Below are 22342 nucleotides of genomic sequence, written 5' to 3'. Positions count from 1 at the left end.
GCTCTGATCTCTATGATTTTGTCATATATATTTTTTAATTATATATTTTCTGTTTTTTATATATTTCTTTCTCATGTTGATAATCATTCATTTTCGACGGGTGGTCCTCTTTCTATTATTGATGGTATTTTTTTTAGTGTGGTTACAGCAACGACAATTGGCTATGGTGACGTTTACCCAGAGACGGGTATTGCCAAGCTGAGTGTGCTATTTCAGATTTTGATCAGTATGTTTTACGCCGTGGTTTTATTCTCGGCGAGTTCTTCTTACCTGCGTGACTATGTCAGCACCGTAAAAAAACAGGCAGCAAAAGAAGTGGCCGAAGAACTGGAGCAAAAAACAGAACAATCTGCTCAGGGCTGAGAGGATGTATCCGGCGCTTTAAGGAGTGACACCGCAAAACCGCCGGCCTCATTACCATGCGCCAGAGTCTGAATGCCCAGAACCTGCCAGCCATCTCTGGTGTTTGTCAGTAAAGGTGCGCCGCTGCTGCCGTGTGTGCCTGCGCAGTTATGAGCCAGAAGAGGGTGCCCGCTCAGGTCCCGGCTTATGCCGGTAATCTGGCAGTTTACATCAGCTGTAATGACATCAGGTTTGTTCTGCTCATACCCTCCAAGAACAACCGGGTTCCCGGCTTTGATATCATTTTGGGTGGCGTCAACGTGAAAAATTGTTTCAGGCCGGGCAATCGGATGGTCGAGCAGCAGCGTGGCTTTATCCAGCCCGGCTTTTTGTTCTTCCTGTAAGGGAGTGTAACCCGGAGGGATGATATATTCTTTAACCCGGGCGTGTGCTGCGTATTGCCCGGCGCTATAGGCCAGAAGGAAATGAACAATTGAAGAAGGCACGAAGCGATGTGTCGCCGAATTCCACAGGCAGTGCGCTGCAGTTTCAACAACAGTCGGGCTAATCAGAAAACCCGTGCATCTGCTGCCCTGTTCAGTTTGAACACGTCCTATCGCTGCCCAGGGCATCTGACGTACATCAACACGCTGGCGGGGGTCATTATTGCCGACGCCAGCAAGATGATCGCGAAAATCAGGACCATCGGCACGAGCCTCTGAGAGTGTTTTACCTGAAATAGTAAGACTACAGGACAGAAATATGATGTGAAACAAAGGTAAAAATTTACGCTTCTTCATCACTCTGGCCTTCTGTCATGTCATCGACTGCTCTTATAGGAACAGTCCTCAAATGCGTTAAAAAGATTTTAAGAGGCGGTCGAGATAGTCCAGCTCCTGTTTTGATCTGGTACGATCAGAATCTCTGCGTCGCAGCTCCTGTTCAATATCACGGGCTCTCTGGCGTGCAACGCTATCAGGCACTTCTGAGCTTTCATCGTGTCCCTGGTCATTGCCGCTGCCCATTGTGCGTCCCAGCGGGTCGTTTTTACTGTGTTTTGGGTCCGAACCATCGCTTCCGTCTGCATCACTGACAGGAGAAGAGCCGTCGTCACCCTTGCCGGACTGACCTTTTCCGTTCTGATTGTTGTCTCCCTGGCCTTTGCCTGAGCCCATACCAAAAGATGGCAGAAAGCTGGAGGGAGCACTTCGTCCGTCACCCTTCATGATTTGCTGCATTTGCTGGCGGCCTTTACGCAGGGCATCAAGGGTTTTCTGTTGTTCAGAGGCGGTGACAGTGTCCTCTCCATCCCCCAGAGCCTTCATCGCGTTCTGCATACTCTGTTTTGCTTCAGCAAAAGCGGGTGGTGTTTTACCTGTCAGGTCCTTAAATTCATTTTGTAATTCATCAAGTGCGCGTTGCAGGGCGTGCTGTACGGCGCGGTCATTACGGCGTGCTGCTGCCTGAGCTTCGGCTTTAGCCGGATCAGGCAGTTTCGCCTGGTTGTTATTATTTGTCTGTGGCGCAGGGCTGTTATCTGCATCAGGAGGGACGGGCAGGCCGAGTTGACGTAAAAGTTCAGAGGTTGGCATGGACTGGTAGTTGTCGTTCGCCCCCTCATCTTCAGAATCGCCTGCTTCTTCAGCGGAATTAGCATCAATGCGTGACTGGCTATGGTCAAGCAAAGCAGCCTGTTTACTGGTCATGTCACGCAAGGCAGCGGCCTGTTCTTTCGCTTTTGCCTGCGCAATCATTTGCTGCGCCATTGCAGCCATATCTTTTGGTGTGGCATTGCGCATGCGTTCAGCAGCGTCTTCCATCTGCTGCAGGCGCTTCATAGCTTCTTCAGGGTTGCCACTCATGGCGTCTTTCTGCATCTGCTTCATCAGGCCTGAGAAGGCATTCTGATTAGCCTGCGAGAAATTTTGCATATCCGGGATGATCGTATGATCCCGCATAGCCTGCTCTGTCAGAGCCTGCATTTTACGGGCCAGAGCATTATTGAGGGTTGCCATCCGCTCTTTCAGCTCCTGCTGGGCGTTTTTGTCCCCACGTCCCGTTTTGTTCATATACTCAAGCTGCTGAGCCACGGCAGCCTGTGCGGCCCTGACATCCAGTGAGGCCTGTGCAGAAGCTTCATTTTTATCTTTTTGTCTGTCTTCTATATCAAGGGCCAGGTCCCACATCAGGTTAACAGCACTGATTTGTGCAGTTTCATTGTCTGTGTGTCTGTTGTTCAGAATAGCAACAATATCGGCAAGGTTAAGCAGCATGCCGGTATGGTTTTGCACCGGGCCGGGGGCATCTCCCAGTACGGCCAGGTCGCTGGCAGTATCTTCCCGGTTTTCCTGTCCGAGCGCATAACGTTTACGCAGGTCAAGAACGGCACGGGCTACCGGTGAGTGAAAAACTCTTGTGCCAAGGCGGAAAGTAACAGGTTTGCTGGCGCCGCTTTGCCCGCTGACAGAATGCGCAACAATGCGACCTGTTACAGTTTCTCCGGCCCATGGGTCTTCGGAAAGGTCAGGTGAGACCGCTCCTTTAACAGATTTCGGATGCCCAGACAGAGGGAGAGGAACGGCCAGGGTGCGCTGCGTACCACGGCCAGGATGGGCAAGTTGCAGCTCAGCGGTCAGAGAGTCGAGCCCAAAAGCATGAGCGGCCTGAAAGGGCAGGCGTGTACGCCAGTCATTTTTCTGAGCACCGGGAGAAGGACCCCATTCAGCAGAGGGAACACCGTCTGGTTCAATTGTGACTGCCCACTGGCGAAGTGTACGCCCACGCCCTCTGAGGCGAATGAGACCTGAGCGTTCAAGTGAAGCTTCCAGCTTCCAGCTCTGTGAATCAAGGCGTGTGGTTTTGTAGTTTTTAATCTGGTTATAGCCGGTTCTCAGAACCGGAGCGGTATCTGTGCCTGTGACGATAGCTGTAAGTTTTGCGTTTTGTGGCACGCTGGGGTTCGATGCCGCACTCCCCAGAAAAACAGGCATGGCTGAGGTATAGGAGGGGGGAGTAATCCATGCTTCCACATGTGGCATGGGGGTATCAGGATCATCCCAGTCAGGGACAAAAGCTGCAAGTATGCGCCCGGGAGCGGAGTACCCGGCAAGCACGACGCCACCGGTCAGAGCGGCAATCAGGCTCAGAGTGGCAAACCGGCTGAAAAAAGTGCGAGGCCACAGGCGTGGAAAGCCTGCTTTGAGTGTCACGATTTCAGAGAGAGTCCGTGCTTTATGTGCATGCCATAAAGCCGTGGTGTGAACATCCTGCAAACCAGCGGGTTTGTCTGTCAGTGTCGTCAGAGGACGATTTTTAAGGCCTGATACCTCTTCAATGCGATGATCTGCAGCATGAGGAGATATCGGAGGGATACGCTTAAGGTCGGTATACAGCCGCCTGCCACAGAGGATGGCCCATCCGGCTAATAAAATAAGTCTTACGCTGTCAGGCAGGTAGTGTGGCAGGCGCAGCAGGGCTGCCAGGATATAAAGCGCAACCAGGCCCAGAGTGGGCAGGAAAGCCCTCCAGTATGCTTCCGTTTGCAAAATCTGAGCAGCACGCTTGCGTACTGCGACAAGTTTTGCATTGAGTGAGAGGCGTTGCGTTTCTCCTGTCATAGGCATCAGGTCAGGGCTGAGGGTACAATTTCATGACGCCACAGCTCTTCAGTCTGCTGTCTTTCGCGTATGATATGCCAGGTTCCGTTATCAATCATCACCTCAGCAGCCAGAGGGCGGGTGTTATAAGTTGAGCTCATGACGGCACCATAAGCACCGGCATCAAGGATGGCTACGCGTGAGCCGCGCTGTAAGGAGGGAAGGTCGCGGTCGCGTGTAAATGTGTCACCGCTTTCACATACAGGCCCGACAACATGAGCCGGGGCAACCGGGCCGGCAGCTTCATGTGCGCTGAGGGGTATAATGCCGTGCCAGGCGTCATACATGCTGGGGCGTGCAAGGTCATTCATCGCAGCGTCAATAATGCAGAATGGCACACCTGAGGCATGCTCTTTGCGCAAAATAACTGTCGACAGCAATATGCCGGCGGGCCCGGCCAGCCAGCGGCCTGGTTCAATGGCCAGTTTGAGGTTCAGGTGTCCAAGCTCGGCTTTAATGGCGCCGGCCAGGGCTTCAGGCTGCCCTTCTGTTTCCGTGCAGTAAGAGATTCCCAGGCCACCGCCACAGTCCATAACAGAGACATCAAGACCGGCAGAGCGGGCTGACTGAATGAGGGTTGCCATACGTGCATAGGCTGCACGGTAGGGCGCTGCAGAAGTAATCTGACTGCCGATATGCGTTGAAAACCCGACAGGGGCGAGCCCGGGGAGTGTCAGGGCATGAGCATAAAGTGCCTGAGCTTCTTCAAACGCAATGCCGAATTTATTTGCAGCCAGGCCGGTCGTAATTTTTGCATGCGTCCTGGCATCAACATCGGGGTTAACCCGCAGGGTGATGGTTGCTGTTTTTCCGTTTTTTTGGGCAAGAGCTGACAGAATTTCCAGCTCCTCCTTACTCTCAACATTAATCTGGCCGACACCAGCGCCAAGAGCGGCCTCGAGCTCAGCATCAGTTTTCCCAACTCCTGAAAAAACAATGTTGCTTGCTTTTATGCCGGCTTTTAGTGCGCGGGTTAATTCACCCCCGCTGACGATGTCTGCACCTGCACCCTCCTGACGGAGGAGAGACAGGACCGCGAGATGGTCATTTGCTTTGACTGCATAGTGAATAGAAACCTCTGAGCCGATCTGCTGCATTGCTGCACTCAGGCGTTGCATACGGGTACGCAGTGTGTTTGCGCTAAGCACCCAGCATGGAGTGCCGACTTTGCCAGCAATAGTGCTGAGTGAGACACCATCCATTAAAAGGCCGCTTACACCATCCATTTTCAGGTTGGGGCGGGCAGCCAGAAGGTCAGCTACCGAGGGTGATGTGCCTGCGTGAGAAAGAGAGTCGGCCATTGAGATGTCTTAAAACCTTAAATTTAATTTATATAATCACAGAGAGCGAAAAACATATACTCATGTCTTTACGCATTATTGGTTAATCATTGGGTGGATAGGTGCGGGGGTATATAACATCTTTTGCCGGCCCCGGGGGATGCGGTGAACCTTTTTTACCGCACCCGCTAAGTGGAAGTGCCAGAAAAGTCACGGCTATTAAGCCGCAGAGGAGACGTTTCATGCGGAGACTCTGTTCAGTGCAGCCAGCCATTTCTTTGCTTCACGACTGACGTTAGATGCTGCTGTTCCGCCTTCGCTGGTGCGTGAGGCAATGGAGGCTTCAACCGTCAGAACCGAGAAAATGTTATCGGTGATCCCGGCTTCTTCTTCCTGCATTTCAGCAAGAGAAAGTTCTGACAGGCCAATATTTTTTGCTTCCGCTCTGGCAACCAGCCGGCCGGTAATGTGGTGCGCTGTGCGGAAAGGTACTTTAAGTACACGTACCAGCCAGTCGGCGATGTCTGTTGCGGTTGAGAAGCCAGAGCCGGCAAGTGCGCGCATTTTTTCTGTATTGGCCGTCATGTCACGTATCATGCCATCGCAGGCAGCCAGTGACAGCACAGCCGCGTCAGTTGCTGCAAAAACAGGTTCTTTATCTTCCTGCATGTCTTTTGCATAAGCCAGCGGCAGACCTTTCATCACAGTCAGCAGGCCTACCAGACTGCCAGTCATCCGCCCGGTTTTTGCGCGAATAAGCTCTGCGGCATCAGGGTTACGTTTTTGCGGCATGATCGATGAGCCGGTTGTAAAAGCATCTGAAAGGCGAATGAATGAGAAGGGAGACGAGCACCAGATGACGATTTCTTCGGCCAGGCGTGAGAGATGCATTGCCATGATGGAGAGAGCAGACAGATACTCGAGAGCAAAGTCGCGATCAGAGACTGCGTCGAGTGAATTTGCTGTAGGCCGGTCAAACTTAAGCAGTCGTGCTGTCATCTGACGGTCAATCGGAAAGGATGTTCCTGCCAGCGCCGCTGAACCCAGTGGACACTCGTTGAGGCGTTTGCGTGTGTCACTCAGGCGGCCCCGGTCACGGGCCAGCATTTCGACATAGGCCATCAGATGGTGGCCAAAGGTAACGGGCTGTGCAGTTTGCAGATGCGTAAAGCCGGGCATGGGGTCAGCGGCATGTGCTTCAGCGCGGGTTGCCAGTGCACGCATGAGCGAGGCGACCTGCTGGTCGAGGCCGTCAATGGCATCGCGCACCCAAAGGCGGAAGTCCGTAGCCACCTGATCATTGCGTGAGCGGGCTGTGTGCAGGCGTTTACCTGCTTCGCCAATACGTTCAGACAGGCGCACTTCAATATTCATATGAATATCTTCCAGTGCTTCAGAGAAATCAAAGCGCTGCGCTTCAATATCACCGCGAATGGCAGCCAGGCCATCACGAATGGCAGCTTCATCCTCACGGGTGATAATGCCGGTGTGAGCCAGCATGGCCGCATGAGCGAGCGAGCCTTCAATATCCTGTTTCCATAAGGCCTTATCAAAACTGACAGAGGCATTAATCGCCTGCATAATGTCTGATGGACCACCAGCAAACCGCCCGCCCCATTGTGCGTTGGTGTTTGCCTGTGATGAGGTGTTTGTGTTGTTTGTCTTGTCCGCAGACATTATCCAGCCCCTGCCTGTATCCCTGAAGTCCTGATCGGACATGTAGTTTACTGATGCAGAGGCTGTGGTGCAAATTCCCGCAGATGTAAATGCCTGAAAATTTGATGCGAAGATGTATCGTCCGTTTAACCAAAAATCGATTTAAAAAGAGATTTCGCTCCGTTTGCTATATATTCTTTCATTTTGCGAATTGGTTCTTTAAAAAAAGGCGTTTTAAGAACAGGAAAATACCTGTAGGCAAACTCTTCAGCTGTATCGAGAGCGTATTCTATAAATCCTTTTTCTACTTTTTTTTCTATTTTTTCAGTCCTTATTTCTTTTTTTGTCTCTCTGTAGATGGATGCTTTTTTTTGTTGGGTATAGTAGATATTATTCTTTCAAGTAACGTTTCCAGATTAAAATTGATATCTGTTTCCGACGCCTCGGTATCGATCGAGACATACGATATGTGCGAGGGATCAATGCGAAAGGCATCTTTGACCTCGTTAATTTTTTCTTCAATATTTTTAATCTGATTAGGTCCGGGCTCAAATGTGTCCCAGTTCCACTCCCGATGGGGAGCTATTTTATCTACCTGAGATAAAACAATAAATACCGGACACCCAGACTTCAGATCATTTTTATATATATCCTGAGCTTCGGCATAAGCACGGTCGTCAGCTTTCATAACCCACAAAATAAGGTCACATTGCTGAGCGAATTCTTTATAGAGATTCCTGTATTCTATATGTCTCTCTATGGTTTCACCAATGCCAGGCGCATCGACCAGAGTCATGTTGCCGACTGGTATTTCATTAAGTGTCCGGGTGCAGGCTTTAATATCAGATACTTCAGATATTTTTTTGCCAAAAATAGTATTACAGAGAGATGATTTTCCTGCACCGGTCTTTCCGAAGACGCCTATTTTTGGTTTGTATTTTATAGATTCAGACAGTTTTAAATTTACAAAATCTTTGATTTTACTTTCGATATCGTTGTATTTTTTTCCTGATAATGAATCTTTATTGCTTTTGAATTCTTCAGGGTGATTTTTTAAATAAGCTGTCGCTTCCTTTAAAAAATCAATCGCTTTATTTACACGCTCCTGAGTCATATTGTTTCTTTCTGCAATAAAATAATGTAAAAATATTTTATATTATCTGATATTTCAAATTGATAGTTAAAATAAGGATGAATTACGCGGGTTGTTTAATTAATCGTAATATTCTTCACTTTTCATGCTAATGACAGTGCAAATGTCATGAAAGTTTTTCCTGGCATAAGGGTGCTCTCTCTGCATTTGTCCATTATAGTGTCTGGCAGAACACGACAGCAGCCAGAGAGGGTATGGGGTGATGACAAAAGCGGCAGAGGCTGAGAGCAAATGGGTTGCTGTCTCTGGTAAAAGAGGGGGGGCACCGTTTGTTCTGCTTAGTGACCATGCCGGACAGGTAATTCCGTCTCACCTGCAGGATCTGGGGCTGAGTGCGGCAGAGCGTGCGCGGCATATCGGGTGGGATATTGGCATTGATGGTGTCGGCCGTATTTTATCAGGCTTGTTAGAGTGCGTGCTGATAGAACAGGCGTGCTCTCGCCTGGTGATCGACTGTAATCGTGCTCCCGGACATCGTACTTCTGTTGTTACAGTTAGTGATGGTACGCTGGTGCCAGGGAACCAGAATTTATCGCCCGTGCAGCGCAAAGAGCGTGAAGAGACTATCCTGCATCCTTATCATGATCGTATTACCCGCGAGCTGGATGCACGTCAGGCCGCAGCTCTGCCTTCAGTTATTGTTGCCCTGCATAGCTTCACCCCTGAAATGAATGGCGTAAAGCGGCCCTGGCATGCTGGTTTGCTGCATAATCACGATTCACGTCTGGCACATATTATGATCGCGCTTTTGCGTGAAGAGGGACTGACTGTAGGGGATAATGAGCCTTATGCTCTGACAGATACCTCTGACTATACTGTGCCAAAACATGGTGAGCAGCGTAGCCTGCCTTATATCGAGCTTGAAATTCGCCAGGATCTGATCACCAGTCCGCAGGGGCAGCTCGAATGGGCACAGCGCCTGGCCCGTCTGCTGCCGCAGGCATGGAGCATCTTTTGCCAGAAATACGGGGGCGAAACAGCCTCTGCACGCGAACAGGTTTCATAATGTCCAGCGTTAAAACAGATATTCCCGTAGCTATCCTTACAGGTCATGGCCGTATAGCCGGTGTCATTGGCTGGCCTGTTGAGCATTCACGCTCTCCTTTGCTGCATAATTACTGGCTGCGCCGTTATGGTATTGATGGTGCTTATGTACCGCTGCCTGTTCAGCCTGGTCAGTTTGAATTAGCTGTGAGGGGGCTTCAGGCCGCCGGATTCAAAGGAGCCAATGTTACTATCCCCCATAAAGAAGCAGCTTACGCCCTGGTGGATGAGCTTGATCACTCGGCAAAACGTGCAGGGGCGGTCAATACGCTGATTTTTGAAAAGAACGGGCGTATCAGAGGGGTGTCAACAGATGGCAGCGGTTTCGTTGCCAGTATGAAAGCCGCGGGTCATGCGCCGCAGGGAAAAGCTCTGCTGCTGGGGGCTGGAGGAGCTGCACGCTCTGTTGCAGCAGCTTTGCAGGATGCAGGTTTGCATGTCGCAGTAACAAACCGCACAGAGGCCCGCTCAGAAGCTCTGGCTCAGGCTCTTCCGGGGCTTGAAAGGGTGGCATGGGATGAATGGGAGAGCAGGCTTGGAGCATATGACCTGCTGGTTAACACCACCTCTCTTGGTATGGAGGGTGGGCCTGACCCGTTATTCTGTCCCTCTCTGGCTCAGGCATCATCGTCTCTGATTGTTGCCGATATTGTTTATGTTCCTTTGCTGACACCTTTGCTGGCACAGGCGCAAAAACAGGGACTGAAAACTGCAGGCGGGCTGGGTATGCTCCTTCATCAGGCGCGGCTTGGTTTTCGTGAGTGGTTTGGTCAGGACCCGCAGGTCGATGAACAGCTTGAAGCTTTTGTGCGTCAGAGTTTGTAGCAGGAAAAATACAGGGTTCCGATGCGCGTTCTTGGTCTGACCGGTGGTATGGGGATGGGAAAAACTACGGTGGCAGCTTTTCTGTCCCGTGCAGGTTTTCCCGTGTTTGATGCTGATGCGACGGTACGCGCCCTGCAGGCTGACCATGGTAAGGCATTACCATTTATCGCGCAGCTGGTGCCTGAAACGGTGAGTGATGGTCACCTAGACCGGGGGGCATTAAGGCGCGCTGTTGTGCAGCAGCCTGCTCTTCTCCGGCAGCTTGAGAAGATAATTCATCCGATGGTATGGGCTGAGCGTACGCAATTTTTGCGCAGGCACAGGCAGCAGGGAGCCCGCTGGGTGGTGTTAGATATTCCACTCCTGTTTGAAGCCGGTGCCTGGAGATTATGTGATTATATTGTCGTTGTCTCTGCCCCTGCACGCATTCAGGCCGGGCGAGTTGCTCTGCGGCGCAGTATAACTAAAGCTGAGGCCCGCAGGCTCATTGCCAGGCAAATGCCAGACCGGCAAAAAAGGCGACGTGCTGATCGTGTTATCAGAACGGGAGGTACAGTGCGGCAGACTATACAGCAGGTACAGTCGTTAATCAGGATGATGAAACAATGAAGCGCTCAGTTCTGTTTGATACAGAAACAACAGGATTTGACCCCGAAAAAGGCGACCGGGTTATTGAGATTGCCGCTCTTGAGCTGATTGATGATATGCCTACGGGCGAAGCGTTTCATGTGCTGATTGACCCTGAGCGTGATGTGCCCGAGGAAGCAACCCGGGTGCATGGTTTTACAGCGGCAGACCTTGCCGGAAAGCCAAAATTTGCAGCTGTTGCTGAGGGCTTTATTGAGTTCGTAAAGGATTCTTCGCTCATCGCGCATAATGCCCGCTTTGACTTTAAGTTTATGAATGCAGAGCTGAAAAAGGCAGGGTACCCGACACTTGATATGAGCCGTATGGTCGATACGCTTGATATGGCCCGTGAGCGTTTTCCCGGCATGCCCAATAGTCTTGATGCTCTGTGTCGTCGTTTTGGGGTCGATCTGTCTGCCAGAACAACACATAACGCTCTGCTCGACTGTAAACTTCTGGCAGATGTTTATGTTGAGCTTATGGGAGGGCGGCAGCGTGGTCTGGGGCTCACAGCAGATGACGAGCAGCAGCTGGCTGGTGCAGTCTACAGCGGACCTGCTCATCGTCGGGTGATCAGGATTGTGCCGTCAGAACAGGAGCTGACAGCACATCACGCCTTTCTTGAAAAGCTGGACAATCCTTTGTGGAGCAGATAAAAACAACATTCTATTGGTTTCAAATCAAAAAGTTTTTTTCTTTTTTTTATAAATTATCTCTTTCTCTGGAATAGTTCAGTTTTTTCTTTTGTTGGCGCATGTTAAAATGCGGATAGTCTGAATCTGTTCTGTGATCCAGGAACGATGGACAGGCTGGTTTTCATATAAGGAGCCATTTGATGCGTGTTGCATCTGTTCATGTTTTTTCTGCTGCAGTTTGCTGCGCTTTATGGTCTCTTTCTGCGTGTGCGCAGTCACCTCTTGGCCCTAAAACGGGTGAAGTGACATTTCATACAAAATCAGCTGATCTTGGCGTAGGGTACACCTGGGGTGGGGGTGTTCTCAATTATGGTGGCCGTTCTTACCCCTTTAGTATTAAGGGAGCCTCTGCCGCGGCAGTTGGTTACTCGAGTGGCCAGAGTGTCGGGCAGGTATATAACCTTCAGCGCATTGAAGATTTTGCCGGCACCTTCTGGGCTCTGAGCGGAGAGGCAACCCTGGGGCGCGGGGTGAGCGGTCTTCTGATGGAAAATGATAACGGGGTCAGAATACGCCTCGATTATATTGCGCGCAGCGGTGCGCGTCTGGCGGCGTCTCCTTCACGTTTTACAGTCAGATTACTTAAACAGCCTGCTCTGCAGGAGGGTGATAAGAAACCCGCTTCGCCACCAGCCGCGGTTACAGATAAATCTCAGCCGGCCTCTGCTGCGCAGTAATAATACACTATAGTCAGGCTCCTGAGAGCAGTAGTCTGACAGTGTGGCTGATGATATTTTTTTCTTCAAAATATTCCAGTGCTCTGTGTCGGCCGGCCTGTCCCATCTGATGACGCAGCGTGCTGTTTTCTGAGAGTGTTTTCAGAGCCTTCGCCAGGGGTTCTGCGGTGCCTGGCGGAACAAGAAGACCAGTAACATTCTGAATAACCTGTTCACGGGGGCCGCTGATGTCTGTGCTGACAACAGGCAGCCCGGTCATCATAGCTTCAATAACCGACATTGGCAGGCCTTCAAAATGGCTGGGTAGTGTGAAAATATCCGCTGCAGCCAGAAGAGCGGGAATGTCAGTGCGGTATCCCAGACATTTCAGCCTGCTTCCCAGAATATTGCGTGCCTGTTCAAAGTTTGCCTCTAAATCAGCACCGTGATCTGAGGGGAGGCGCTCTCCAACTATCCAGAGCTCTGCATCCGGTACAGAGGCCATAGCTGCCAGCAGCTCGGGGTAACCTTTGTGGCGTACCAGGCGTGACACTGCGATGATAACCGGTGTGCTTTCCGTTGTCATTAAACTGTCACGTATGCGTTGTCTTGCTTCAGGGTCTGGCCTGAAAACGCTGCTGTCCCGCCCGTTTCCAACAGCGTGTGGCTGCGGATGGATTCGCAGTTGTCGGACATCTTCTGCTTCTTCTGAGGATACTGTCAGATAGATATCTGTCAGATGTCCGCATAATTTTTCAAGCATAACCGCCAGCATGCGGCGTACTTTTGACCCTGGCTGATTAAAGAGAAAGCCATGACATGTATAGGCGATGACAGGAACACGGCATATGGCAGCAGCCAGTCGCGCAAGTATGCCACTAATGGGCATATGAGCATGTACCATATCGGGTTTTTCGCGTTTTATGAGGCGAATGAGGCTCCAGAAAGCTTTGAGTTGCCCGGGCAGAGAAAAAGAGCGGACAAAGGGGAGTGTTTCAATCCGAAAGCCTTCAGCGCGAGGTCTGTCGAGCAGAGGCCCATCGGCACACACACCGACCACCTCATGCCCTTCTTCTCTTAAGCGTCTCATTAATGGCAGGAGAAAGTGGTTCAGAGCGAAATCAACATTTGTGACTTCAAGAATTTTCATCTGCTACGGCTCACTCACCAGTGTGAGAGCCCATTTTATGGGGGGGCACGGCACAGGCTGTGTCTGCTGGCCCCGGCGGGCCAGGAACTCAGCCGACAAAGGTGTGTCCTGAGGGGTAATCTGTCTTTCTTTTTCTAATCGACGAGCATGGAGTGCAGCAGTGGCCTCTGCCCGGCTGAGCGTGGTCTGAGAGGCTGCGGCATGGTTGCGTGCGCGGGTATGGTCGTACTGCAGGCGTGTAACGCCTTCGAACAGTGTCGGGATGCTGTCTGCCGGGGGTGGATCACGCGGAATTGGTGCGTAATCATCCTCTTCCCCGGTTTCAGGCGCTGAGTTTTCTGTGAAGGAGAGAAGTGCTTCCTGCTCAGGAATACTGACCTGTTGTTCTGCTGCAACCTGTGGAGCGGGACTGACCGGAGCCATATTCAGGAAGGCAGGGACCGTATCGTCAGATTCCGTAAGAGCCAGATCTGTATTGTCAGAGACAAGTATTTCTCTGTTTTCTACAGCTTCTGTTTTTTCTTCTGGCTGTGTTTTTTCAGGAACAGAAGGAGTCAGTACAATCTGGAGGGTCGGCTGTCGTTGTGACGTGCCAAGGTAGACGCTTTCTTCCACTGTTGCCAGAGCATCAGACTGAAACAGCCAGCTTTCTTCATCTGTGTGTAACAGGAGTCCATGACTGGTTTTTTCAACTGTAACATTGGGGTGCAGATGAAAGCGCACGCAGAAATCAGTCCGGGTGCCGCCAGGCAGAGAGTCTTCTCCGCGCAGACTCTGACCATCAGCGCTGAGATAAAGCAGGCGTGTAAAAATGCCACCACCCCGGGATTCAAAACCATCATGCGTCATGTGGAGCCAGCTGGCTCCACTCTGGCTGGCCTGGGCTGCTGTAATCTTAGGGCGATGGGCAATGCTGCCATCTTTTTGGATATCGACAGGTGAGATATCCGGAAATTCAAGAACAGAGTGGGCAGCAGCCTGTCGCAGCGCTTTATTCCACCCGGGCTGTGTGCTGGAGCCACAATTGACGATGATACGACTGCGGCCTGATGCAAATTCGAATGACAGCATACCGGCATGGGCTGTTTTGTCATGGCCTGAAGGAGCGCAGGTCGCAGTATCAGCAATCAGCAAAGCACGGCCACTTGCCATGCGGGTATAGCCGCCATCAGCCAGGCTTGACGCCATAATACGTGAGCGTGAGGCACGGTTCAGAATATGCTCAATTGTCGCAGAATCATGCTCTGAACTACCATTAAAAAGCATGAGGCCGCCGTCATTATGGCGCATAGTGCGCAGGGCTGCGACGGCACGTTCTGTCATGGCGGTCAGATTGGGGGGGATAGACAGGCGCGCCGTCTGATGAAAGCTCAGAATTTCAGCTATTTCTTTGATAGCTTTGAGCTGATGGTCAGGGTTGCGCGTAATATGAGTGCCATCAGCCAGAAATTGTTGTGTAATAAGATGTGGGCTTAGCTTCAGATAACATGCGAGAAACTCTTTAAACTGAGGCAGAGCGATAGCAACACCCAGTAACCCTTTCATAGCTGTGAGTGCATGCCATCCTTTGGCATATTCGGGCATCAGAGCGATAACAGAACGCCCTTCCATAATCAGGGCTTTGATAAGAGCCTCACGGAAAGGTTCATCAGCAGTCGCTGCAAAAAAATCGTAATATGAAAGCCAGGCTGTCAGGCGGGTGCCGGTAACTGACGGGTCTGAAACCTGGCGCTCAGCAGCAGGAATATGGATCCATGATGAGACCAGGCTGCGCGCTTTGATACGGGCTGACTCGGCCCCCAGTTCACGCAGGTCACGCAGCCATTCAAAGCTCTGAAGCCACCTGCGGTAGGTCTCGGGCCATGAGGAATCATCCCAGACGCCATAGTGAAGCTTACGGGTTACTCCCTCAAAATATGTCTGGTTATGGACCAGACGCTCGCCTGTAGCGGGGTTTCCCGGCCATGGGTCGCGCAGGGTCTGAGTCGGGGACTCCGGCATTGGCTTTCTCCACCTGACCGGATTGCGCATGGCAAAAGCAAGGCGGGTATCGCGGGTCCAGCGGCGCAGTGGCATCTGAGGAAATATGCTCCGGAGGTTAGAGAACAGAAAGACTTAAATAAGAGTTATACGCGTAATGCTGCGATGGCCTTAGCATAATCACTTTGATTATAAACGGAGCTGCCGGCAATAAGCGTATCGGCGCCAGCATTCACCGCCAGTTGTGCAGTTTCAGGGTTTATACCACCGTCAACAGATAGTCTGATATCACGCTCTGAGTGCGTGATCATGTCACGTATACGCCGTATTTTCCCAAGCTGGCTCTGAAGAAATTCCTGGCCGCCAAAACCTGGGTTAACCGTCATGACCAGAATAATATCAGTAATATCGAGGAGTTCACTGACCGCTTCAGGCGGGGTCGCAGGGCAGAGAACAATACCTGGTTTAACGCCCATTTTTCGTATGCGCTGAAGCGTGTAATGCGCATGAGGGCCGGCTTCAACATGCACAAGAATGTGATCGGCTCCGGCTTTTGCAAAGGCCTCAAGGTAGGGGTCAGCTGGCTCAATCATCAGGTGCACATCAAATGGCAATGTGCTGTGAGGGCGCAGTGCTTTGACAACCGGCGGGCCAAACGACAGGTTGGGCACAAAGTGCCCGTCCATCACGTCAAGATGAATCCAGTCTGCGCCAGCTTTATCAACGGCTTGTACTTCCTCACCCAGGCGGGCAAAGTCAGCGGAGAGGATGCTCGGTGCGATAAGAGTACGTGTCAGTGCTGTCATGCATTGAAGTATTGGCAATAAAACGACAACTTGCAACTCTCGCTGATAAAGAATTTACCTTTCAGGACAGATAAAACGTGCGGCAAAGAATCCGTCCATACCACCCTTATCAGCCCACAGGCCCGGGTGGGTGCGCAGCCAGCCTTCAGGCGTCAGGGCCTCAGGTAAAAAGCTGAGTTCCTCAGCCGTAAACGGAGATGGTTTCCAGCCCATGGCTACGGCGGCGCGTGCTCTTGCTGGTCCTTCTTCTTCCTGGAGGGAGCAGACCGCGTAGATCAGGCGACCGCCAGGTTTGAGCATAGTTCTGGCTGCTTCGAGCATCTGGTCCTGTTGCCTGGTGAGGGCAGGCAGGTCCTGCGGGCGTTTGACCCACAGTACATCAGGGTGTCGGCGGATGGTGCCGGTCGCAGAGCACGGAGCATCAAGTAAAATAGCATCCTGCAACGCGTCAGGCTGCCATGTGGTGGCATCAGCCTGAATAACGGTTGCCGGGCATGCCAGACGCTCCATATTTTCGTGCAGGCGGTTCAGGCGGCTGGTGTTTTGTTCAACAGCGGTAACTGTTGCACCAGTAAAAGCGAGCTGAGCTGTTTTACCACCCGGTGCGGCACACAAATCTGCCACCAGTTCGCCGGCCTGTGCATTAAGCAGCCGTGCGGGCAGGGTTGCTGCGGCGTCCTGTACCCAGAATGTGCCCTCATCATAACCAGGAAGTTCGCTGACGCGCGTGCCGGCAGGCAGGCGTACAGAACCGTTTGGCAATACAACCCCCATCTCTGTCAGCGGAGAGGTTATGCCAGGGCGCAATGTCAGGTCGAGAGGTGCCTCATCACACAGTTCACGGGCAATAGCACGCGGGGTACCTTTTCCCAGTTTGTTCCATGCTGTCCAGAGCCATGCAGGGATGTTCTGGCGTTCCTGATCAATACCATCCAGCAGCGTTCTGCCCTGATCAGCAACTTTACGTAGTACGGCATTTGCCAGACCAGCAAAAGGAGCCAGCTTGCGACGGCGCAGAAGAGAGACAGTTGTGCCAACAGCAGCATGAGGGGGCGCATCAAGGAACAGAAGCTGTGCGCAGCCCATCATCAGAGCAATACGTACGGGTTCAGGCGGCTCTTTGCGTAAAAAGGGTTCCAGCACAGCCCGCAATGTACCCATATGACGTAAGGTTGCTGCCGCCAGGCGGTGGGCTGCTGCTCTGTCACGGGGTTCAGCATTATGTTGTGTCGCAGACTTTGAGAGAGAACCCTCAAGCATGCGTCTGTGCTCGACTACGCCACAAAGGATATCAAAGGCGACATCACGCGTCGGGTCAGGCTGCGGCTGTATATTTTTTTTGCGCGCAGGGGGGCGTTTTCCATGAGGGCGGCGGGATTCTGCTGTCATCAGCTCACTATCAGATTGCGCAACTGCGCGAAGTATGTCGAAGGGCGGGCGGTCAGCCTACCAGTAATGCTTCCCCGCCCTGGCAGGCCGGAGCAGTTTTGTCCAGAAAATGCTTCACAACTGTCGGGTAAAGGCGGTGCTCCTGCTTCAGAACACGTGCGGCAAGAGCGTCTGCCGTGTCGCCTGGCAGGACAGGTACAGCCGCCTGACCAAGAACTGGTCCTTCATCCATACCTTCTGTTACGATATGAACGGTGCAGCCATGTAAGCGTACACCAGCGTCAAGAGCACGTTCATGTGTATGCAGGCCAGGGAAAGAAGGCAGAAGACTGGGGTGGATGTTGAGCATCCGGCCGGCCCAGGTGCTTGTCAGCCACGGGGTGAGCAGACGCATATACCCGGCAAGGCATATCAGTTCAGCTCCCGCTTCAGTCAGGCAGGCATGCAAAGCCTGCTCATGTGCTTCACGGTTTTTACCAAACGGGCGGTGGTCAACAACCTGGGTGCGCAAGCCGGCCTGACGTGCAACTTCAAGTCCGGGAGCTTCAGGGTTGTTGCTGATAACAATGCAGACCCGCGCAGGAAAATTTTCTGCTTTGCAGGCTTCAATCAGAGCCGTGGCATTGCTGCCCCGGCCACTGATAAGTAATGCGACAGGTGTTTTAGTCATTTTTAAACCTGGTGAAAATCAGGGCAGGCCTGCATTTTCAGACCTGCTTTAGCGGTGCTGTCGGCGGCCTGCTCAATATGACCGATTACAGTGGCAGGCTCTCCCGCCTCTCTGAGCATGGCCAGAACGTCATCAGGTTTGTCGGTAATCAGCACCATACCAATGCCACAGTTAAAGACGCGCAGCATCTCTTCATTTTCGACATTGCCTGTGCGGGCAAGCCAGCTGAATACACCAGGAACCGGCCACTCTGCAGTAATAACGGCGTCAAGGCCATTGGGCAGAACACGAGGCAGATTGCCAGGCAGGCCGCCACCGGTAATGTGGGCAGCCGCGTGGAGAAGGCCTGCACGATGCAAAGCCAGAACAGGTTTTACATACAGGCGTGTTGGTGTGAGCAGTGCCTCACCCAGTGACTGGCCCGGAGCGAAGGCCGCCGGATCTGTCCAGGTCAGATGTGCATCAGCAACGATACGGCGTGCAAGTGAGTAGCCGTTGGAGTGAATGCCTGATGAAGGCAGGGCAATCAGTGTGTCGCCTGCTGCGATGTTACGGGGCAGCAGATTATCACGCTCTGCCGCACCGACTGAGAAACCAGCGAGATCGTAATGACCATCAGCATACATCCCTGGCATTTCAGCAGTTTCGCCACCAACCAGCGCACAGCCGGAATCTTTACAGCCCTGGGCAATGCCTCTGACAATGCGTGTTGCGTTGTCAACGGAGAGGCGGCCTGTTGCAAAATAGTCAAGGAAGAACAGAGGCTCAGCACCCTGTACAATCAGGTCGTTTACGCACATAGCAACCAGGTCAATGCCGATTGTTTCATGCAGGTCGGTTTCAATGGCGAGGGTCAGCTTCGTGCCGACACCATCGGTGCATGAAACGAGAACAGGGTCTTTAAAGCCGGCAGCCTTCAGGTCGAATAATGCACCAAAGCCGCCAAGACCACCCATGGTGCCAGGACGATCGGTCGCGCTGGCAGCCGGGCGGATGGCATCGATCAGGGCTTCTCCTGCTTCAATATCCACACCAGAGTCACGATATGTCAGACCGGAGGATGAACTGGAAGAAGACGTCATAATGGCACACTTACTTTGCTAAGGAATCGATGTGATGGTACAGAGTGTACAGATTTGTGAGGAAGTCTTTACGGCAGGTCGCGCGACACGCAAAGCGGCTTGAAACGGAATAACGGAATAAAAATCAGTGCATGATAACCCCGAATTTCTGAAAAGGCAGGGAAAAACCTTCGATCAGAAGGAAAAACTGGCCAAAGAAGGCGGGGTGAAATCAGCTCAGGAAGTTTTTCAGACGGCATCGTCAGTAAGAGGAAACGGGCAGGCAGCGTTGCCATTTATGCGTCATTCCCGATTCGAACGATCTGATTTTGTTGCAGCCCCCTCTAATGCAGCGGCGCGTATCTGGGTTCTGGATCCGGAGGCCCGGTGGCAGTGGCCAGAGGGTCGTCTGGTGCTGTGGGGTGATGAGGGTACAGGCAAAACGCATCTGCTTTCGGTCTGGTCAGGGCGGCACGGTGCACCCGTTATCGATGGAACCCGTCTCTGTAATGCAGATGTTGCTGCTCTTTCGCATGAAAAGCTGAGTGCTCTGGCACTTGATAATGCAGATTGTGTGTCGCAGGAGCGTGACCTGCTGCACCTTATTAATATGTCACGTGAGCGGCGCATTTCTCTTTTAATGACTGCCCGTACACCTCCTGCACGCTGGTCTGTCGCTCTGCCAGACCTGGTGAGCCGTTTGCGTGCCACGACTTCTGTGCCCATTGGTCCGGCAGAAGAGGCTTTGCTGCGGCGTTTGTTTTTGCGTTTGCTGGCTGAACGTCAAATTGTGGTGGGGCAGTCAGTTACAGACTGGTTGCTCAGGCGCCTGCCACGCAATGCCGGTGTGATCAGAGATATGACAGAGCGGCTGGATAATCTGGCTCTGGAATCCGGAGGGAAGGTGACCCGTAAGCTGGCTCAGGAGGTTCTTGAGCAGATAAATGGCCACTCAGATACATTCTGAGAATTTTTTTTATTTTCTGGTTTCTTCGACCGTAATGCTGTTTGCGTACTAAAGATATCAGTAAATTTTACGAATGCGAAATAAACGTAAAAGCCCGGCCTGTTTTTACGCATGAAGTGCAAAAACCACCTTTGGGACGGAGCTTTTGTAAGTGAAAATCAGGGGTTTTATGGTTTGCCTGTAGTCTTGCTCTGAGGGGGTATTCAGGTCAGGATAGCCGCGAATGTAATATTGTAACGTATTTTGTACAAAACAGGATAATCGGGTGAGCATATGGCAGGAATTGTAAAATACGCGTCGTTGTTCGGCATTCTGGCCTGCGGGTCTGTGATGCTGTCAGACGCCCGTGCTGATGAAGGCATGTGGACGATGGATAATTTGCCCGTCAGACAACTGGCAGAGCGGTATAATTTTACGCCCACACAAAAATGGATTGAGCACGTCACCAAATCTTCTGCGCGACTGGCGCTTGGGTGCTCTGCCTCTTTTGTGTCAGCAGATGGTCTCGTAATGACCAACCATCACTGTGCGAACACCTGCCTGCAGCAGCTTTCTGATTCAAAACATAATTATTTTCAGGATGGTTATTATACCGCATCTCCGGCCCAGGAGCAGAACTGCCCGGCGATGGAACTTAATCAGCTTGACAGCATTACGGACGTAACAGACCGGATGCAGGCGGCGCTCAAAGGCAAAGATGGTGAGGCTTATACAAAGGCTCGTCAGGCTGAAGAGAGTGCTATTGAAAAAGAATGTGCCGGCACAGATGCCAAAACCTGGCGCTGTGAGGTTGTCAGCCTGTATCATGGTGGTCGCATTGCGCTGTATAAATACCACCGTTATCAGGATGTCCGTATGGTTATGGCTCCTGACCAGAATGCGGCATTCTTTGGTGGTGACCCGGACAACTTTAATTTCCCGCGTTATGACCTCGATATGGCGTTTTTGCGGGTTTATGAAAATGGCAAGCCTGCCAAAGTTTCTTCTTACCTGCCATTTGATCCGGTCGGCCCGGCAGCAGGGCAGCTGGTCTTTACCTCAGGCAACCCTGGTTCGACCGAGCGCGAGCTGCCTCTGGCTGATCTGGAATTTCGTCGCAATGTGATGGTTCCGTTCGTGACAGATGCTTACTCAGCACTTGATGGTGTGCTGTGGCAGTATAGTCGTGAAAGTGCCAGTCATCGCCAGGAAGCGCAGGAGCGTATTTTTGGTATAGAAAACAGCCTTAAAGTTTTCCGTGGACGAGTGCCTGTGCTGGCTGATTCAAAGTTTCTGATGGCAAAGGTTAAAAGCGAAACCGAACTGAAGAACTGGATCAATGCAGACCCTGAACGTCAGAAACTTTATGGCGATCCATGGGCTAAAAATACCCAGGCTATAGCTGTAGAAGAGCAGATTTTTAAGCCTTATATGATGCTTGAGCGCTCTTCAGGTCTTGGTGGTGATCTGTTTGCTTATGCAAAACTGCTGGTGCGTGCTGCTGATGAGCGTCAGAAGCCAGATGCCAGCCGTCTGAGCGCGTATCATGATGCTAACCTTCCTGCTCTTGAGGCAGAACTGGCGTCAGTGGCTCCTGTGTATCCTGAACTGGAAAAAACAGAACTTGCATTCTCTCTGACCAGACTGCGTCAGGTTCTTGGCGCTGACAGCAAGCTGACACAGCTTGTCCTGGCCAAATCATCTCCTGAAGAGCTGGCGAATGAGCTCGTGGGAGGCACAAAGCTTGCTGATCCTGCTGTGCGTCTTGCCTTGTGGAAAGGTGGAGCAAAAGCGATTGCTGCATCTGATGATCCGATGATTGTTCTGGCCAGAAAAATTGAGCCAGAAGCTCGTAATCTGCGCCATCAGATGGATGATGATGTGCTTGCTCCATCACGTCAGGCTTCTGAAGCAATGGCAAAAGCACGTTTTGCCCGTGACGGTATGGCATCATATCCTGATGCAACCTTTACACAGCGTCTGTCCTTTGGGCAGGTTAAAGGCTGGAACGAAGATGGTCGCGCTATTTCGCCATTTACGTATTTCTCCGGCTTGTATGAGCGTGCCACCGGCGCAGATCCCTACAAGCTGAGCCAGCCATGGGTTGACGCTAAAGCGCATCTGAACATGAAAACGCCGTTTGATTTTGTTTCGACCAACGATATTATCGGCGGTAATTCAGGTTCTCCGGTTATTGATGCCCAGGGACATGCTGTTGGCCTGATTTTTGACGGGAATATTCACTCTCTGGGTGGAGATTTCTTCTATGATGAAAGCAATAACAGAGCAGTCGCTGTTGATAGCGCTGCTATTATCGAGGCATTGAAGGTTGTTTATAAAGATCAGGCGCTGGCAGATGAGCTGGTAAAGGGACATCTGTAAAATAGTTTGCTTCTGATCTCTGTT

The 22342-nt window shown here is 51.8% G+C and carries 20 protein-coding genes; 8 read left to right on the top strand and 12 right to left on the bottom strand.

Going from position 1 to position 22342, the window contains the following annotated elements; genetic code table 11:
• Positions 1–363 (top strand): potassium channel family protein (locus HK25_RS08490; protein ID WP_143295981.1); only part of this gene is annotated, 363 nt, incomplete at its 5' end.
• Here the strand turns inward: HK25_RS08490 and HK25_RS08485 are convergent.
• The 6 genes from HK25_RS08485 to HK25_RS08465 form a co-directional block, all read right to left on the bottom strand.
• Positions 354–1142, bottom strand: a complete 789-nt coding sequence (locus HK25_RS08485) for a serine protease (protein ID WP_233127754.1) — start codon at positions 1140–1142, stop codon at positions 354–356. The genes HK25_RS08490 and HK25_RS08485 overlap by 10 nt on opposite strands.
• A gap of 57 nt (positions 1143–1199) precedes the next feature.
• On the bottom strand, positions 1200–3965 hold the full coding sequence (locus HK25_RS08480; RefSeq protein WP_086635923.1) for a DUF4175 domain-containing protein: 2766 nt from the start codon (positions 3963–3965) through the stop codon (positions 1200–1202).
• Positions 3965–5299, bottom strand: a complete 1335-nt coding sequence (gene lysA, locus HK25_RS08475) for a diaminopimelate decarboxylase (RefSeq protein ID WP_086635922.1) — start codon at positions 5297–5299, stop codon at positions 3965–3967. Before lysA ends, HK25_RS08480 begins: the two co-directional genes overlap by 1 nt.
• A gap of 82 nt (positions 5300–5381) precedes the next feature.
• Entirely contained in the window at positions 5382–5522 is a 141-nt protein-coding gene (gene lptM / locus HK25_RS13600; protein ID WP_408736137.1) for an LPS translocon maturation chaperone LptM, read from the bottom strand.
• A complete protein-coding gene (gene argH / locus HK25_RS08470; protein WP_086635921.1) occupies positions 5519–6955 on the bottom strand; it encodes an argininosuccinate lyase in 1437 nt (478 codons plus the stop codon). Before argH ends, lptM begins: the two co-directional genes overlap by 4 nt.
• A gap of 310 nt (positions 6956–7265) precedes the next feature.
• Positions 7266–8048, bottom strand: coding sequence for a GTPase family protein (locus tag HK25_RS08465; protein ID WP_086635920.1), 783 nt, complete (start codon positions 8046–8048; stop codon positions 7266–7268).
• 241 nt (positions 8049–8289) lie between these two features.
• On the opposite strand from HK25_RS08465, the gene HK25_RS08460 reads away from it, so the two are divergent.
• From HK25_RS08460 to HK25_RS08440, 5 genes are all read left to right on the top strand, one after another.
• A complete protein-coding gene (locus HK25_RS08460; RefSeq protein ID WP_086635919.1) occupies positions 8290–9093 on the top strand; it encodes an N-formylglutamate amidohydrolase in 804 nt (267 codons plus the stop codon).
• A complete protein-coding gene (locus HK25_RS08455; protein WP_086635918.1) occupies positions 9093–9956 on the top strand; it encodes a shikimate dehydrogenase in 864 nt (287 codons plus the stop codon). The genes HK25_RS08460 and HK25_RS08455 overlap by 1 nt, the downstream gene beginning before the upstream one ends.
• A gap of 21 nt (positions 9957–9977) precedes the next feature.
• On the top strand, positions 9978–10565 hold the full coding sequence (coaE, locus tag HK25_RS08450) for a dephospho-CoA kinase (protein WP_086635917.1): 588 nt from the start codon (positions 9978–9980) through the stop codon (positions 10563–10565).
• A complete protein-coding gene (gene dnaQ, locus HK25_RS08445; RefSeq protein ID WP_086635916.1) occupies positions 10562–11239 on the top strand; it encodes a DNA polymerase III subunit epsilon in 678 nt (225 codons plus the stop codon). Before coaE ends, dnaQ begins: the two co-directional genes overlap by 4 nt.
• 179 nt (positions 11240–11418) lie before the next feature.
• Positions 11419–11955 carry a hypothetical protein gene (locus HK25_RS08440; RefSeq protein ID WP_233127753.1) on the top strand — a complete coding sequence of 179 codons (537 nt, stop codon included), beginning with the start codon at positions 11419–11421 and terminating at the stop codon, positions 11953–11955.
• Between the two features lie 13 nt (positions 11956–11968).
• Here the strand turns inward: HK25_RS08440 and HK25_RS08435 are convergent, their stop codons facing one another.
• Genes HK25_RS08435 through purM form a run of 6 tightly spaced genes read right to left on the bottom strand, consistent with a single transcriptional unit; the run spans position 11969 to position 19011 of the window.
• Positions 11969–13084, bottom strand: a complete 1116-nt coding sequence (locus HK25_RS08435; RefSeq protein WP_086635915.1) for a glycosyltransferase family 4 protein — start codon at positions 13082–13084, stop codon at positions 11969–11971.
• A 3-nt stretch (positions 13085–13087) separates the two neighbouring features.
• Entirely contained in the window at positions 13088–15160 is a 2073-nt protein-coding gene (locus HK25_RS08430; protein WP_086635914.1) for a heparinase II/III family protein, read from the bottom strand.
• Positions 15161–15210: 50 nt separating this feature from the next.
• A complete protein-coding gene (gene rpe, locus HK25_RS08425; RefSeq protein ID WP_086635913.1) occupies positions 15211–15870 on the bottom strand; it encodes a ribulose-phosphate 3-epimerase in 660 nt (219 codons plus the stop codon).
• A 54-nt stretch (positions 15871–15924) separates the two neighbouring features.
• Positions 15925–17259: an RsmB/NOP family class I SAM-dependent RNA methyltransferase gene (locus HK25_RS08420; RefSeq protein ID WP_086635912.1), complete on the bottom strand. Its 1335-nt coding sequence runs from the start codon at positions 17257–17259 to the stop codon at positions 15925–15927.
• 52 nt (positions 17260–17311) lie between these two features.
• Positions 17312–17929: a phosphoribosylglycinamide formyltransferase gene (purN, locus tag HK25_RS08415; RefSeq protein ID WP_086635911.1), complete on the bottom strand. Its 618-nt coding sequence runs from the start codon at positions 17927–17929 to the stop codon at positions 17312–17314.
• Positions 17930–17931: 2 nt separating this feature from the next.
• Positions 17932–19011, bottom strand: coding sequence for a phosphoribosylformylglycinamidine cyclo-ligase (gene purM, locus HK25_RS08410; protein WP_086635910.1), 1080 nt, complete (start codon positions 19009–19011; stop codon positions 17932–17934).
• Between the two features lie 205 nt (positions 19012–19216).
• Between purM and HK25_RS08405 the strand changes: the two genes are divergently transcribed.
• Entirely contained in the window at positions 19217–19957 is a 741-nt protein-coding gene (locus tag HK25_RS08405) for a chromosomal replication initiator DnaA (RefSeq protein WP_086635930.1), read from the top strand.
• 273 nt (positions 19958–20230) lie between these two features.
• Positions 20231–22318 carry a S46 family peptidase gene (locus HK25_RS08400; RefSeq protein ID WP_086635909.1) on the top strand — a complete coding sequence of 696 codons (2088 nt, stop codon included), beginning with the start codon at positions 20231–20233 and terminating at the stop codon, positions 22316–22318.
• The last annotated feature ends 24 nt before the right edge of the window (positions 22319–22342 follow it).

The organism is Acetobacter sp. DsW_059 (assembly GCF_002153695.1).
Taxonomy (GTDB): Bacteria; Pseudomonadota; Alphaproteobacteria; order Acetobacterales; family Acetobacteraceae; genus Acetobacter; species Acetobacter thailandicus.
Note: the sequence above shows the minus strand (reverse complement) of the source record. Positions and strands in the feature narration are given on the sequence as shown.